Source organism: Granulicella sp. S190 (assembly GCF_009766095.1).
Taxonomy (GTDB): domain Bacteria; phylum Acidobacteriota; class Terriglobia; order Terriglobales; family Acidobacteriaceae; genus Edaphobacter.
In genome coordinates this window covers 218,572-233,990 of the sequence record NZ_LMUD01000009.1, presented here as the reverse complement: position 1 = coordinate 233,990, position 15,419 = coordinate 218,572, and the positions used below count along the sequence as shown (strand labels likewise).

At 57.4% G+C, this 15,419-nt stretch carries 9 protein-coding genes; 3 read left to right on the top strand and 6 right to left on the bottom strand.

The features are described 5' to 3' along the window. Positions 1–44 precede the first annotated feature (44 nt). The 3 genes from GSQ94_RS04835 (at position 45) to GSQ94_RS04825 (ending at position 5,051) form a co-directional block, all read left to right on the top strand. The gene (locus tag GSQ94_RS04835) at positions 45–2,144 is read left to right on the top strand and encodes a PP2C family protein-serine/threonine phosphatase (RefSeq protein ID WP_158942180.1); all 2,100 of its coding nucleotides are present in this window, start codon (positions 45–47) and stop codon (positions 2,142–2,144) included. Between the two features lie 362 nt (positions 2,145–2,506). Continuing rightward, the gene (locus GSQ94_RS04830; RefSeq protein ID WP_158942179.1) at positions 2,507–3,796 is read left to right on the top strand and encodes a class I SAM-dependent rRNA methyltransferase; all 1,290 of its coding nucleotides are present in this window, start codon (positions 2,507–2,509) and stop codon (positions 3,794–3,796) included. Between the two features lie 58 nt (positions 3,797–3,854). Further along, positions 3,855–5,051: an NAD(P)/FAD-dependent oxidoreductase gene (locus GSQ94_RS04825; RefSeq protein ID WP_158942178.1), complete on the top strand. Its 1,197-nt coding sequence runs from the start codon at positions 3,855–3,857 to the stop codon at positions 5,049–5,051. A 26-nt stretch (positions 5,052–5,077) separates the two neighbouring features. Here GSQ94_RS04825 and GSQ94_RS04820 read toward each other — a convergent pair whose 3' ends face one another. The 6 genes from GSQ94_RS04820 to coxB all read right to left on the bottom strand — a co-directional run bounded on the left by GSQ94_RS04820 (position 5,078) and on the right by coxB (position 15,411). Continuing rightward, positions 5,078–9,466: a choice-of-anchor D domain-containing protein gene (locus GSQ94_RS04820; RefSeq protein WP_254063656.1), complete on the bottom strand. Its 4,389-nt coding sequence runs from the start codon at positions 9,464–9,466 to the stop codon at positions 5,078–5,080. A 565-nt stretch (positions 9,467–10,031) separates the two neighbouring features. Next, positions 10,032–11,459: a deoxyribodipyrimidine photo-lyase gene (locus tag GSQ94_RS04815; protein WP_371417441.1), complete on the bottom strand. Its 1,428-nt coding sequence runs from the start codon at positions 11,457–11,459 to the stop codon at positions 10,032–10,034. A gap of 101 nt (positions 11,460–11,560) precedes the next feature. Then, the gene (locus GSQ94_RS04810) at positions 11,561–11,896 is read right to left on the bottom strand and encodes a cytochrome C oxidase subunit IV family protein (RefSeq protein ID WP_158942175.1); all 336 of its coding nucleotides are present in this window, start codon (positions 11,894–11,896) and stop codon (positions 11,561–11,563) included. A gap of 44 nt (positions 11,897–11,940) precedes the next feature. Next, positions 11,941–12,705 (bottom strand): cytochrome c oxidase subunit 3, encoded by a 765-nt coding sequence (locus GSQ94_RS04805; protein WP_158942174.1) that lies wholly within the window; start codon positions 12,703–12,705, stop codon positions 11,941–11,943. Further along, a complete protein-coding gene (locus tag GSQ94_RS04800) occupies positions 12,698–14,371 on the bottom strand; it encodes a cbb3-type cytochrome c oxidase subunit I (protein ID WP_158942173.1) in 1,674 nt (557 codons plus the stop codon). Before GSQ94_RS04800 ends, GSQ94_RS04805 begins: the two co-directional genes overlap by 8 nt. Beyond that, complete coding sequence (coxB, locus tag GSQ94_RS04795) at positions 14,368–15,411, bottom strand: cytochrome c oxidase subunit II (protein WP_158942172.1); 1,044 nt, start codon at positions 15,409–15,411, stop codon at positions 14,368–14,370. Before coxB ends, GSQ94_RS04800 begins: the two co-directional genes overlap by 4 nt. Positions 15,412–15,419 lie beyond the last annotated feature (8 nt).

Below are 15,419 nucleotides of genomic sequence, written 5' to 3'. Positions count from 1 at the left end.
AATCCCATCCAATTGGTGACCCGAACGTGCACGATCGGAATGTAGTGAAGTCTTTTTCTGTCCTGCTGCTGTCTCTTTTCAGCCTTGCCTCCGTCGCTCAGACCCCCAAACCTGAACCGCAGCAAGCGGATGCCACGCACTCTTCCTCTGTGCGCGTCCAGCCAGCCCTCCTTGCGGACGACGGCATCGCGCAAATCACCCTCGGACAGTCGGTCTACCCGCTCAACGGCCCGTGGAAGTTCACTATCGGCGACTCGCCCATCGACCCCGCCACGCACCAGCCCCTCTGGGCCGAGCCCAGCTTCGACGACTCCCATTGGGAGACCGTCGACCTCACCCCGCCCGCAGGCTCCTTCGATCCCATCGCAGGCATCTCCGGCTACGTCCCCGGCTGGACGGCCAAAGGCCATCCCGGCTACTCCGGCTACGCCTGGTACCGCATCAGGGTCAAGGTCAACGCGCCGCTCGGTGAGAAGCTCTCCCTCGCTGGCCCCACCGACGTAGACGATGCCTTCCAGGTCTTCGCCAACGGGTCTCTGCTGGGCAGCTTCGGGGACTTCTCCGCCAGCCATCCCGTCACCTATAGCAGCCGCCCAACTCACTTTCCTCTTTCGTCCTCCGTACTGAGCCATGACCCGGACGGCACCCAGGTTCTCGCCTTCCGCCTCTGGATGGAACCATCCACCCCACTCGACCAAGCCGATTCCGGAGGCTTCCACGACGCTCCGCAGCTGGGCCAGGCTGGTGCCGTAGCCGCCGGCTACCAGGTCGGCTGGCTGGGCCTCATTCGCACGTATGCCCTGGGAGCCTTCCAGTCGCTCCTATTCCTCCTACTGACCGTACTGGCGTTCAGCCTCACCCTCTTCGACCGTTCCGACAAGGTCTACTACTGGATCGCGGCCGCCTTCCTGCTCCAGGCTGCGGATTACATTGTGCTCGTAACCGGCGTCTGGAGCTATCTCATCAGTGGCCAGACGCAGAACATCCTGCTGGAAGCTGTGTTCGTCCCGCTCATTCTCGCCGTCTGGGTGATGGTCTGGTGGGTCTGGTTCCAACTCAAGCGGCCCGCCTGGCTGCCGAAGACTGTCATCGTCTTCACCTTGCTCTACATGGTGGGCGATCTGCTGGGCGGTGAGCTCATCTTCGGCCTGGTCTCGCATCCGGTCGCGGTCAAATTCCACCTCCTCTCCGCCTGCGTCCGTCTGGCCTTTCTAGCGCTGCTGCTGCTCATCGTCGTCCTGGGCATCCGCCAGCAAGGCCGCGAGGGTTGGCTCGCCGTGCCCGCCATCGTTCTGTTGGGAATCTCAAGGTTTCAGACTGAACTGAGGGTGCTGCATATCCTGAGCAACTGGTTTACGTTTGGGATGCAGATCACTCCTGGCACCGAGGCCAACTTTCTGCTGGTGTTTGCAATCTTCATCCTCCTCCTGCGCCGTATGTTCGTCTCCCTCCGCGTCCAGCGCGAGCGGGCTCTCGACATCAAGCAGGCCGCCGAGATCCAGCAGGTCATCCTGCCCGAATCCCACTTCACCTTCCCCGGCCTCGCCATCGAAACTGAGTACCGCCCGGCCCGCGAAGTTGGTGGTGACTTCTTTCAGCTCATCCCTCACCCCACCGACGGAAGCGTGTTAATCGTCGCCGGAGACGTCACCGGCAAGGGCCTCCAGGCGGGCATGCTTGTCGCGCTACTGGTCGGCGCCATCCGCAGCACAGCCGAGCTCAACCCCGATCCCCTCTTCCTCCTCCAGGCGCTCAACCGTCGTCTGCTTGGCCGCCGCTCCGCCCAGGCCACCTGCCTGGCCCTCCGCATCGCCGCCAACGGCTCCGCCACCCTCGCCAACGCCGGCCATCTTCCGCCCTATCTCAACGGCAAACCACTCGACATGCAAGGCGCACTCCCGCTCGGCATCATCGACGGAGCAGATTTCTCCGTGATGCACTTCCAGCTAACCTCCAGCGAAAAACTAGTCGTCATCTCCGACGGCATCCTCGAAGCCACCGACGCGCACGGCCAGTTATTCGGCTTCGACCGCGTCGCCGAACTCCTGCGAAGCTCCGCCCCCGTCAAAGCCCTCGCCGACGCGGCCCAACTCTTCGGACAGAACGACGACATCAGCCTCGTAGCCGTCACCCGCACCGCATAGTTGGACATCCCAAAACAGGTTTTAGAAGCATCAATTTTCTAATCACAGGAACCTCCCCAAACCAGTCAAGTCCCAACAACGCAGAACACCGCGTCAATCCAGCCCATTCGCGTGGCGTATGAGTTATCCTCCAACCGCTATACTTCATGAAGGGAGAAAAAGGCCCCGACAAGCTTGGGCTTCCTTATTACCCTGTAACCCCTTTATTGGTAATATTTTGCAGGTAAACCGAGCAGAATCAATATCTTGCAAAGACACCACCCCGCCAGGCTGATGATTCTAAATAACTTCCCCGCAAAATACCCCACGGGGGGAGGGGGGAGGGGGTCCAGTCAGCATAAACGCTATGCGACCATGGAAGGATGCTTAGAAAAGTAGAAGATCGGGCTCCGCGTGTCGTCGCCGCCCAGCCATTCGGACCAGCCGCAGCGATCACCCGCCGCGCCGCCGACCGCCTGCGAGCCGGCCACCTCTGGGTCTATCGCTCCGACGTAGAGTCCCTCGTCCCGCCTCTCGGTACCACAGAGATCCAGCCCGGCTCCCTCATCACCGTCATGGACAGCCGAGGCATTCCCCTCGGCACCGGCCTCTATAGCTCCGCCTCGCAGATCGCAGTCCGAATCATCTCGAACGAAGCCGCGCTGAGCCGCCCCGCCTACCTCGAACAGCTTCGCGAAAGAGTCATTGCCGCCCTCGCGCTCCGCGATGACGTATCGCCCGAATCGATGGAAGACGACTCCTGCCGCCTCATCTTCTCCGAAGCCGACAACCTCCCCGGCATCGTCGCCGACCGCTACAACGACCTCGTCATCCTCCAGCTCCTCACCCAGGGCACCGCCCAGGACGACGTCCGCCACCTCCTCACCGAAGTCCTCAGCCAACGCCTGCGCCCCGACACCGGGGGCATCACCCTCTGGGAGCGCCCCGACCCAAAAATCCGGGAACTCGAACAACTAGCCCACCCCCGCCCCGGTCCACTGCACCCAACCACCACCGAAGCACCACAACTCACCACCATCTTCACCATCAACGGCCTTCGTCTTCACTTCGACGCCGGCTCCGGCCAGAAGACGGGAGCCTTCCTCGACCAGCGCCTCAACTACGCCGCCGCAGCCCGGTACGCAACCGGCTCCGCGCTAGACATCTGCACCTATCAAGGCGGATTCGCCCTCCACATGGCCCAGAACTGCCGCCAGGTCACCGGCGTCGACGCCAGCCGCAGCGCCCTCGAAGTAGCCGACCGCAACCGTGAGCTCAACCCCGACCTCCCCGCCAAGATCGAGTGGATCGAAGCCGATGCCTTCGAGCTCCTCCGCGAGTACGAAGCCACCGGCCATCAGTACGACACCATCGTCCTCGACCCACCCGCCTTCGCCAAGTCCAAGCGTGCCGCCGAAGGCGCCATGCGCGGCTACAAGGAGCTCAACCTCCGCGCCATGAAGATGCTCCGTCCCGGCGGAACCCTCATCACCTGCTCCTGCTCCCACCACGTCCCCCTGCAGGAGTTCACCGAGGTCGTCTCCGCCGCCGCCACCGACGCAAGCCGCCGCGTCCAGCTGCTCGAGACCCGGGGTGCCGCCCCCGACCACCCCGCCATCCTCACCCTCCCCGAAACCAGCTACCTCAAGTGCCTCATCTGCCGGGTGGGGTAAGCACACCCGGGCAGGCCAAAAAACGAAAGACGAGCCAGCAAGCTTCTCCGCAAAGAGCATGACAACGAAACCGCAAGTCCAAAAGGTTAATGTCGTAGTCCTCGGCGCAGGCGCAGCCGGATTGATGTGTGCCATCGAAGCAGGCAAGCGGGGGCGTCGCGTAGTCCTGCTCGATCACGCCGAACGCGCCGGGAAAAAGATCCTCATCTCCGGCGGGGGCCGCTGCAACTTCACCAACATCCACTGCCGCGCAGAAAACTTCCTCTCGGAAAACCCTCACTTCGCGAAATCAGCCCTGGCCCGCTTCACTCCCTCCGACATGATCGCCATGGTCGAGCGGCACGGCATCCGCTACCACGAAAAGACTCTCGGCCAGCTCTTCTGCGACCGCTCCGCCCTCGACATCGTCTCCATGCTGGAGCGCGAAGCCGCAGACGCGGGCGTCCGCACCATCCTTGGCGCAAAAGCCATCTCCGTCACCCGCAACGAGCAGCACTTCCGTATCGAGACAGCAGACACAGTATTCCAATCCGAGTCTGTCGTCGTAGCCACCGGGGGCCTCTCCATCCCGAAGATGGGCGCCACCCCCCTGGGGTACACCCTGGCAGAACAGTTCGGCCTAAACATCATCGAATGCCGACCGGGCCTCGTCCCCCTCGTCTTCAGCGCGGAAGACCGCGAACAATGGTGCGACCTGGCAGGTGTCTCCGCCGAGGTAGTAGCCACCGCAGGAGAAAAGTCGCGGCGCGGTCGTTTTCGCGAAAAGATGCTGGTGACCCATCGCGGGTTGAGCGGTCCAGCCACGCTGCAGGCATCCTCCTACTGGCATCCCGGCGAACCCGTAGTCATAGATCTCGCGCCTGACTCAAAGATGCTGGCACCTTTGCTGGCACTCAACGCACGCCGGGATATACCCGCTGCGGTCAACGCTCTACGCGCAGTCTTGCCTACTCGCATGGCGGAGCGATGGGTTGCGATCCATGAACCTGCTGACTGGACCAACGCCTCTCTCGCAGCGATGGAGCGGCGCCTTCACGAATGGCGTATTCTGCCGGCTGGTACCGAAGGCTATGCAAAGGCTGAGGTGACCGCAGGGGGCGTGGACACAGCAGAACTGGACGCAAAGACCATGCAAAGCCGCAGGGTACCGGGCCTGTACTTCATCGGCGAGGTCGTCGATGTCACCGGCTGGCTGGGGGGGTACAACTTTCAATGGGCCTGGGCCTCGGGAGTGAGCGCAGGACAATCTGCATAAAAGACTTCACTACCTTCTGCCACAAACTACTGAACGATCAGCGTCAGATTGACACTTCGCGTAAGCCCCGCACTCGTTGCAGAAGCCACAATCGTATAGGTTCCTGCCGTTGTTACCGGCCCTGACGGGGAGCCCGGATTCGACCCATCTAACGGAATCTCGCGCCCCGCACCACAACCGCTTGCGGCCAGCAGGAAGCAGAGAACAATAGCACCGACGATACTCGAACTCCGCGACGACCGCCGCCGCACAAGCAACCCTAAAGGGCACAGGGCTCCAATCCAAAGCGCGGTAGTCCCATACAACGAACGCGCAGAAGGAGAAGCCGAAGAGACACCTGTCAAAACAGTCACGGAGATAGTAGTCGTACTGCCAAGCGAGACACTAGAAGGTGTAACGTTGCAGGTCGAATTCACTGGCATGCCGGTACAGGTAAACAATACCGTCCCGGGAACATTGGCCGCAGAGCTAAGAAGTAGCGGATATACCGCGTTTTGCCCATTGGTGATGCTGACGCTATTGATGCCGTTCGTGGCAAGCGTGAAGTCGACACCCGTCCCAGTGAGCGAAAGAATTTGCGGAGAGTTGCCAGCGCTATCTGTCACCGTCAGTGAGCCGGATCTGGATCCGCCCACCGTGGGCACGAAGGCAACCTGCAACACACACGCCGAATCGGCCGCAACGGTTGTGCCGCAGGTGCTGCCATTCGGAAGAATCACGAAGTCTCCCGTAACTGCAATCCCTTGTATCGAGAGTGGAGTGCCAACGTTATTTGTCAGCGTTACGATCTTCGAGGCCGACTGAACCCCAACTCCTTCCAACCCAAAGGAGACCGTCGAAAAAGGAGCAAGCGACACCCCTGGTGGCGCTGTGCCAATCCCATTCAATGCAATAGTCTGAGTTCGATACTGATCCGACACAGCCATCACTCCACTGAGTGGCCCAACATCCTTCGGAGCAAAGGCAACATTCATGGAGCAAGTAGAGTGAGGGTTCAACGAGTTTCCGCAGGCGTTGACGACAGTGAAGTCGCCACTCGTGATCTGTGCCGCGATCAACGTCAATGGGAGATCGCCGCTATTGGACAGAGTGACCTGCTGCGCCACGCTCGCAGTGTCGATCTGCTGCGGACCGAAGCTGAGCGAGAGTGGGGAGAGGGCATCCGTCGCTGGAGAGGTCCCCACTCCGTTCAGCGAAGCGGTCTGCACGCCTGCATCGTCGGTCACGCTTAAGGTTCCGCTACTTCCTCCCGAAGCCGTGGGCGTAAACGCAACCCCCACCGTGCATCCGACTCCCGGACCGAGGTTTGACCCACAGGTATCGACCGTGATTTTGAAGCTGCTACCGGCGATGCTCACCGCCTGCAAAGCTATGGCGGCACCGCTTGTATTAGATATCGTTATATTTTGAACCGCACTGGTTGCATTGAGCAACGTCGCCGGAAACATGAGCACAACGGGATCGAGTACGATCGCAGCGGCAGGTAACCCGGTGCCCGAAAGTGCCGCAGTGGCCTGCCCTCCCGCAACGTTCCCGTAAACGGTAAGAACACCGGTGCGGCTTCCAGTTGCAGCAGGCAGAAACCGAACCTGGATCGTACAGGTCAGGTTGATCGCTATGGGAACACCAATGCAGTTATTTATTTCGTTAAAATCACCGCTGACCCCCACCAGGCTAACCGTTAATGGCGCTACACCCGTATTTGTAACCGTTATAGTCTGTATTGCGCTCGCAGTACCTATCGATTGCGAAGAGTACGTAAGCGAAGTAGGGTTGAGGCTGATCGTGGGCTGCGCTGCGATTGCAGCCGTTACAAGAGGGATCTGCCACAACCCTCGGCCGTAAGTAGCAGCGCGCAGCTCACCGGTTCGCCCATCACCGGTAGCCATGGCGGGCGCAGCCGCAAGCCCAACAACAGGAGCGTTCGGCAAGCTGGTTCCGTATACGCTCCAGCAATTCGCAGCAGCACATGTCGTTACGTCTGTCGTGACATAGACTCCTGTATCCATGGCAATGTACAGCGTATTTGCATCGTTGGGATCCACAAGGACGCTGTTGGCCGGAGCGTCCGGAAGATTGCTGCTGATGTTGCTCCAATGAGCACCCGCATCTACGGAGCGATAGACATGCGCTGCGTTGACTCCATTTCCCGCAAATCCCATCACCGTGGCGTACACTGTCCCGCCACTCGCATCATGAGGATCCGCTGCCAGGGAGGAGAGATCAAAGTGGCCTGGATTAAATCCATTTCCTTGGCCATTTGTAACAGGGGAAGTTGCAAGATCATTCCAGATCGTTGTCCCCGTCGCGGTTTGTGCGTCTTCTATGGAATAGAGGTGCCCTCCCGCGTCTCCGCCGCCATCAAGAGCTCCCGCCATTCCGGCATACAGCACCGGCGAGCCTCCGTTCTGAGCACTCGAAGAGCTCTCAATAGTTCCCCCTGCAGCCAGAGAACGCAAGACAGGATTTGCGCTGCCGCAGGTTGTGTTTTGAGGGCCAGCCAGAGGCGTACTGATCACATTCGATGAGGACCACGCTCCCCCATTACCCGCTGGTCCACGCCACACCCGACACGTTCCGATCAGAATGTTTGAGGAGAGTACAGGATCAAGCAACCACGGAGCATGAATCAGAGAATCGTCTCCATTAGTCTGAGAACTCCCAATCGTCACCGCCCCGGTAAAGTCCGCAGCGGTACAGGCAGCTCCGTTGGAGCACTGACGAATACTCACCCCGGCAGCGGTGGAAACGTACCACAAGAGGGGATTCGTTTGATCGATTGCGACCGTCCCACCTTCGCCGGTAGAGAGTTGAGGCCAGGGGCTGGAACTCGAAATCGCCACCGAAGTAGCAGCCGCGCCACTCGCTCCAAGTCCTGCAAGCAGCGTCCCAGGGTCTGAAGGATGTTGCGCGAAGCTAACGATCTCAGCAAGCGAGCCAAGTCCGCCGTTGAGGTTCTGAAAGTGTGTTGCGTCATCAGTGGAACACGCCATTCCCTCTTCGTTCACACCATCCGTCGATCTCCAGAGACCACCATCATTGCCGAGGTAAACCAATGGCTGCGAAGCCGTAGTTAGAGTGGCGATCGCATGTTGAGCCGGCGCAACCTGAGCTGGAGGGCATCCATTGTTGGCGTTGGTTGTGTTTCGAAACACGCATCCCGCAGCGAGAGAACAGCGGTATAGATCCACCGTACCAGCGTACAAAATCGTATCTTGAGTTGAGCCGCCGGGTCCCGATGGCGCTGCGGCAAGCGTAAGGTTGTAGTCTGCCTGTGTCACGACTGTACTGCCGCTAACTGTCTCCAAAGCAGTCGACGACAGGCGCTTCCCGAAAGAGATATCGCCGTTCCCGCAGACATTGTTCGCGAGGCCGCAAACATCCTGCCACAGTCCCTGGTCGAGATTATTACCATCAACCGAAAGAGCAAACGTATCGCCGGTATTTGGTTGCACCGCCAAGGCCCCACGAAAAAGAGGACATGACTTGCTACCTGTAGAACCCGGGTCCGTCGGACAGGCCGCCATAGTAAGCCCGGTTCCAGGCTGGTTCGCTAGACGCGTCCACGTCATACCATCCACCGACTCGTAGTAGCCGTGGTAGCGAACTGCGGCGTAGAAGCGTTGGCGGAACTGGTTCCACACAACAGCCGTAGCCGCTCTTCCGCCGAGATCTCCGTTTGAAGGCTCTGGTGTCTGTACGATCTGGCTGCCATCCATAATCGTGGACATCTGCCAGGTGACTCCGGCATCGGTCGAGTAATAAAGTCCCATCACGCTATTCGCCAGGTCGGGTGCATTGACCAGAACACCCTCTGCCGCCTGCGACACCGCTGCAACAACAGTGCTTGGCGTCACGGTACTCCATGCAAAACCTGCAAAGCCCAGACCTGTAAATAAGTGGCTCCCCGAAATACCATCCTGCGAGGCTTGAATGAGCGTCCAAGTCACCCCGTTATCCGCCGACCGCAATAACCCACCCCCATAGAAAGAGTCGGCCGCGTCGTTAGGATCCCCAGTGCCTGCCAGTATCACTCCACCGCCTGTCTGAACGCTGAGTGCACCTATGCTGAGCGATGGAATGGCCGCGCTCCCCGCATTCGCGCTGAAGACCGGCAACGTGTCCGTAAGAGGAACAAAGGTGACACTTGAAGATGGGCCCGCTGCGTTCGTTGACTTCCATACGCCCCCCCCGGTGGTCCCAAGGTAAACCGTGTTGCCTGTCGGGTCAGCTGGATCGATCGCTATTGCCGTGACGCGCCCAGTTATGTTGCCATAAGCGATACTTGCAACCTGGCCAGGCCCTATCGCCTGCCACGGCGCACTTAGACTCGATTGTTGAGACGAGTTCGCCTGTTGCAGCAACATCTCCACATGCTTCTGGCGAGCAGCGGCCATAGCTTGTGCGGCCGGCACGTCTCCTGCAAGCGTCCGGCCACCAAGAAACTGACGCGCCCGGATCGCATGCTGTGAGGCGGAAATTGTTTTGGGAGCTGTGCCCTGCCGAATGACTGTAGAAGATTCAAAGGGAGTCTGAGCCAGGAGAGGGCGGAATGCAGTAAAGACGATTACAAGAATGATCCCAAAAACGAAGCAGCAAGCTCTGTGGCGTACCCACCCTGCGCGACGTTCGAGATGTGAAGTGGTGACCAGGCCCATAGCGTACGATTCGCAATACGAAGACAGCTAGCAATGATGCTGCAAGCTGACACCGGATGAGTCAACGCTAGAACAGGAGAGGTATGACAGACAGTGCCAGAACGGGATGAGAGATCTCTCAGAAACGTTCGGGACTCAAGCTTTGCCGGGGCTCTACGGCCACTTCTTCAAAGCTTCCACTGGTAAACAGTAAAAAACTTGTGCAGCTTATCGAAGCTATCACCAGTCATGACAACATCACAATCTCACCATAGTGGTAGATCAAAAACCAATGAGTGTTTGGCAGGTGCCCCCGATCCACCAACCTACTATTAGCACCGCCTTAAAACATCAGCGACCCCTGCTGGGGAAGTGTTACCATCTGGCGGATATATTCTTTCGAATCGAATTTCTTCCCAGTTGAAGCACCCGACATGTGTCGAATCTTGCCAAAGATGGGCCGTGATCCCCATGCCCGGTCGAACTTTCCAAGAATTGCCCACGCAATCCCCGCATATCCATTTGGATCGCGGCCATCAAGAAAGTACTTATCATTGAGATAGATCGAGTGCTTCATCGCCGTAGCAGCGTCAGGCGTCCACTCCAGGATCTTCTTCGCCCAGTACATCCGCAGATAGTTATGCATCCAGCCGTATCGAACCATCTGAGTCTGGGCTGCATTCCACAGATCGTCGTAAGTCTGCGCGCTCTCCAGTTGGCGAAGCGTGTACAGATGTTCCCTCTCATCGCGGGCGTGTTCAGCGATGGTCGTCTTCGCCCAGTTCTCCGCACAGTCAGCTGAATCATAGTTCGGCGTGTAGCGAACGAAATTGATAGCCAGCTCTCTCCACGCGATCAGTTCGTTGAAGTAGCTGTCACGCGCAGATTGCAGCTTAGGATCAGCTTTCGCAGCAGCGTCTACCGCAAGCGCGATCGTAATCGGACCAATATGTCCGTAGTGAAGATAAGGGGACATGCACGACGTACCGTCTGTCTCCGGATGGTTGCGCTGCGTGTCGTAGTCGCTCAGGAGCTTTCCGGTAAATACCTTCAACCGTTTCAACGCAGCATGTGTTCCGCCCTTCCATGCCTCAACTGGCGCCACGCTACGGTCGAAGTCCTTCCAGTCGCGCGTCATGTCTTCATGGACAGAATCGGCATAAAATCCCTTGGGCCGTTTCCATGCATGATCTGCATGCAGATTTTCAAAGGGATGCAGATACTCCGGCAGCAGGCGATACAGCCTCGGTCGAATCGTATAGGCCCCATACTGCGCCTTCTCCATCAGCTTCGATGGAACCACCACATCTGTATCGACAGTCCAAAACGGAATCCTGACCTTCGACGCCAGCTCTCTGCGCCACTGCTCCGGCACACGCATAGGATTTTCATCCCCAATCAGGAACGCTGCATTCACATCGGCCAGCAACTGTTCATGCGACTCATGCGGAGCGCGCCGCATCACAAAACTGATATTGCGTGCTGCGAGGTCAACTTCGATATCCGGCAATCCCTGATTCAAAAAGACGTAGTGCCGCAGATTCGCGTGAGGAAAATTAGAGATGCCGGCAAAATATACGACGAGTGGGAGCCTAAGAAGATTAGCCACCTTCACGGCAAGATCAACCGCGTGATTATCGACCCCTCTCTGCGCCCGTTGCATCCAGTACACAACGCACTTACCCTTTGCATCCGGCAGCCCATCACGCCGCACAGCCACGCGGGGATCTTTCGACCAGAGAATTAGCTTCTCCGACAGTGAAGATTTCATAAGACTCATATAAGGAGAGTGTACGAGGAGGGAACGAGCCTACTTCGACCGCAACAAAAATGCGGCCCAAAGGCCGCATCCTTGTGAAAAATCCTGCGAATCTACCAGAGACCCCATGCGCGGCTGATGTAGTCGCTCAGTGTCATCGTGATCAAAACGAGAAAGGTGAAAAATCCGGCAGCAACCGTCAGCTTGATCAGCTTGGACTGATATTTGACGTGCATGAAGAACAGAATCACGACAACCGCTTTGAAGCTTGCGATCGCCAGCGCCACTACTGGATTCAATATCCCCAGATCGACATAGGCTGCTCCCACCGTAACCCCGGTGAAGACCAGCAGCGTCAGAAAAACAATCCCATAAGTGACCGGACTGATGATGTGATGATCTGCGTGTTCAGGATTGACTACATTTGATGGATCGTGAAATTCGGACATTAATAATCTTCTCCTTCCAGCCAAAACTGCACTTGCGGTCGCGGCTAGGAGCCGGGATGTCTATTGATGAGATAAAGCAAGGGGAAAAGAAACAACCAGACAATATCGACAAAGTGCCAATACAATCCAAAGTTTTCAATGGGCGCAACATACCCCGAGGAAAACTCCCCTCGATGGGCGCGCCAGGTAAGCCAGAACAAGAGACCAATTCCCAGAATCATGTGAAAGGCGTGCATCCCGGTCATGGCGAAATAAAGGAAAAAGAAGACCTGTGTCTTCTGCGCCATGTCAGGTGCCAGCGGCTTCTCCTTAAGACCGTAAGCCTGGGGATTGATGAACTCGGAGACATCGAAATGCGCTCCAGGAATATGGTGCTTCTCCCACTTCTCGTGGTACTCGACCGCCTTCACACCGAGAAACGCCACCCCGAAGACGGTCGTGAGAACGAGGAAAAGAACAAGCAGCCCCTTCTTCTGCACCTCAGCGGCCCAGACTCCCAGCGCCATGCAAAAGCCAGAGGTAATCAGAATCGCTGTATTCGCGGCTCCAAGGGGAATACTCAGCTGATTCGACGACACGACAAACGCATCGTGGTACCAGTTGCGGTAGAGCAGGTAGGCGAAGAAGAGCCCGCCGAAGAACATGATCTCGGTGAGAAGGAACAGCCACATCCCAAAGGTAGCAGCCTCCCGCTGCTGCTCCTTCGTCTCGAAGTGGTGGCGATGCTGCGGAAGCATGACGTGCTCATGCTCTGCCGCTACCGCGGTCTCATGCGTATGTGGATGCGTAGCTACAATCGCATTATCCAACGGTCGTCACCTCTTGTGCGGTCTTGTGTGCGAGCCACTCGTAATCATAGGCCTCATGATCCATGATGGGTGTCTCAATAAAGTTTTCAGTCAGTGGCGGCGACTGGATCTGCCACTCAAGTCCTGTAGCCTGCCACGGGTTGTTGCCTGCAATCGCACCATACTTCAGCGACCAACCGAGGTAAAGCAGCGGCAGCATGTAGCCAATACCCAGAACGGTCGCACCGGCGGTCGAAAGAACATTCAGCACCTGAAACTCCGGCGGGTACGCATGGTACCGGCGAGGCATTCCCAGATAGCCGAGAATGAACTGCGGCAGGAAAGTCAGGTTGAATCCGATGAATGTCGTAACCGCGGCAAGCTTCGAGAGCGACTCCGGATACATCCGTCCAGTCATCTTCGGCCACCAGAAGTGAATCCCGGCGAGGAACGCCATCAACATTCCACCCACCATCACAAAATGAAAGTGAGCAACGATGAAGTAGGTCTCCGTCAGGTGGATGTCCATTCCCAGTGCACCCAGGAAGACTCCGGTCATGCCGCCGATCGTAAACAGCCCAAGAAAACCGAAGGCGTAAAGCATGGGAGTCTCGAACGTAATCGAACCCTTCTGCAAGGTAAACGCCCAGTTGAAAATCTTGATCGCCGAAGGGACCGCGACAAGCATCGTCAGCAGCGAAAACACCAGAGCGGAGTAGTTGGATACGCCCATGATGAACATATGGTGAGCCCAGACGAAGAAACCGAACAATGCGATCGCCACGGACGAGAACGCAACGGCGGTATAACCGAAGACGCGCTTGCGGCTAAACGTGCTGATTACCTCTGAGATCACACCCATACCCGGAAGAATCATGATGTAAACGGCCGGGTGAGAGTAAAACCAGAAGAGATGCTGGAACAGCAACGGATCGCCGCCTTTGGTTGGATCGAAGACTCCGATTCCCACAAGCCGCTCCAGCGCGACCAGCACCAGGGTGATCGCCAGCACTGGAGTGCCCAGCACCATCAGGATCGAAGCGGCATAGTTTGACCAGCAGAACAGCGGCAGGCGGAACCAGGTCATCCCAGGAGCACGCATCCGATGCAGCGTAACGATGAAGTTCAATCCCGTGAAGATGGACGAGAATCCGATGATGAAGACCCCGGTCGCGGCGGTGACAACATGCGTATTCAGATAATGTGTCGAAAGCGGAGTCGTAAAGGTCCAGCCCGTATCCACTCCACCCAGAACCAACGCGGCCAACGTAAAGAGTCCGCCGATCCAGTAGAGATACCAGCTGAGCAGATTCACCTTTGGAAACGCGAGATCCTTCGCTCCAATCATGATCGGAATCAGGAAGTTCCCTAAAGTTGCTGGTACCGATGGCACCAGAAAAAGGAAGATCATGATGATGCCGTGCATCGAGAAAAACTTGTTATAGGTGTCCGACGCAACAAGATCAGCCTGAGGCGTCAGCAGCTCGAGCCGAATCAGACCCGCAAACGCACCTCCAATGAAGAAGAAGAAGGTGATCGAAATCAGGTACAGAATCGCGATCCGCTTATGATCGCCGGTAAACAGCCAGCTAAGCAGCCCGTCCTCGTTATTCAGATAATTCCGCTTCGGGATCCTGGCTGTTCTCTGATCGGGTAAGTTGACGATGGTAGTACTCGTTGTACTCATGGCTTCATCACCCCTGGCGTTGTCGGCGCCGCTTGATTCGACGTTGACGTGGTCAGCGTCTGCTGCACACGGTAGTTACTCTGCATAGCTTTGATGTACTCGACCAGATCAATCAGGCCGTCTTCACTGATCTGTCCCTGGTAGGTCGGCATGATCGGAGCGTATCCAGCCGTAATATGTTGCGAAGGATTCAGAATCGCATCCCGCAGGTAAGCATCGTTGACCAGCACTTGCGAACCATTGGTTAGCTGCAGCTTCGAGCCATAAACACCTGCAAGGTTTGGTCCACGGGCTGCTGCGCTTCCTGAGTGGCAAGCGTTGCAACCCATGCTGGCAAACAGCCGCTCGCCATTCTGAGCTAGCGACATGCCGCTCGTCGACTCCTGTGTCCACTTGTCGTAGTCATCCGGACTAAGCACGGTAACTTCACCGATCATCGCCGAGTGATTCGTTCCGCAATACTGTGTGCAGAAGATATGGTACGTGCCCGGAGTTGTCGCCTGAAACCAGACTGTGGAATATCTGCCAGGAATAACCTCACGCTTTACGCGAAAGTCGGGAATCGAAAAGCTGTGGAAGACGTCTTGCGAGATCATCGTCAATTGCACAGGACGGCCAGTCGGCACATGAAGTGCATTAATCTCGTGCTGGCCACCTGGATGCTCGGCCTTCCACATCCATTGTTTCCCGATGACATAAATATTCATCGCATTCGTAGGCGGATTATAGATGCGGAAATACAGCAGAGCGCCCCATACGAACACAATCAGAAACAAGGCAAGAGGAATGATCGTCCAGGTCGCCTCCAGCAACGTCGAACCTTCTACCTGGATCGCAACGGGGTGCTTCTCCTTGCGGTAGCGAATCGAGAAACCGAAGATCAAAATGCCTACCAGCGCCAGACCAACTACCGTGATCAACAGCAGGAAGAAGTAGAGCGCGTCAGCGTAGGGAGCGATGGTCGACGCCTCGCGCGGAAAGAGCGCCGAAGCGTTGAGCCACTTCACCAAAAATTGCCACAGGACTGGACTGATATGCATCGTTACCC

Bases quoted from the DNA above. Each gene is read 5' to 3' on its own strand.
- GSQ94_RS04830 (WP_158942179.1), top strand. From the start codon at position 2,507: ATGCTTAGAAAAGTAGAAGATCGGGCTCCGCGTGTCGTCGCCGCCCAG.
- GSQ94_RS04825 (WP_158942178.1), top strand. From the start codon at position 3,855: ATGACAACGAAACCGCAAGTCCAAAAGGTTAATGTCGTAGTCCTCGGC.
- GSQ94_RS04815 (WP_371417441.1), bottom strand. From the start codon at position 11,459: ATGAAATCTTCACTGTCGGAGAAGCTAATTCTCTGGTCGAAAGATCCC.
- GSQ94_RS04810 (WP_158942175.1), bottom strand. From the start codon at position 11,896: ATGTCCGAATTTCACGATCCATCAAATGTAGTCAATCCTGAACACGCA.
- GSQ94_RS04800 (WP_158942173.1), bottom strand. From the start codon at position 14,371: ATGAGTACAACGAGTACTACCATCGTCAACTTACCCGATCAGAGAACA.
- coxB (WP_158942172.1), bottom strand. From the start codon at position 15,411: ATGCATATCAGTCCAGTCCTGTGGCAATTTTTGGTGAAGTGGCTCAAC.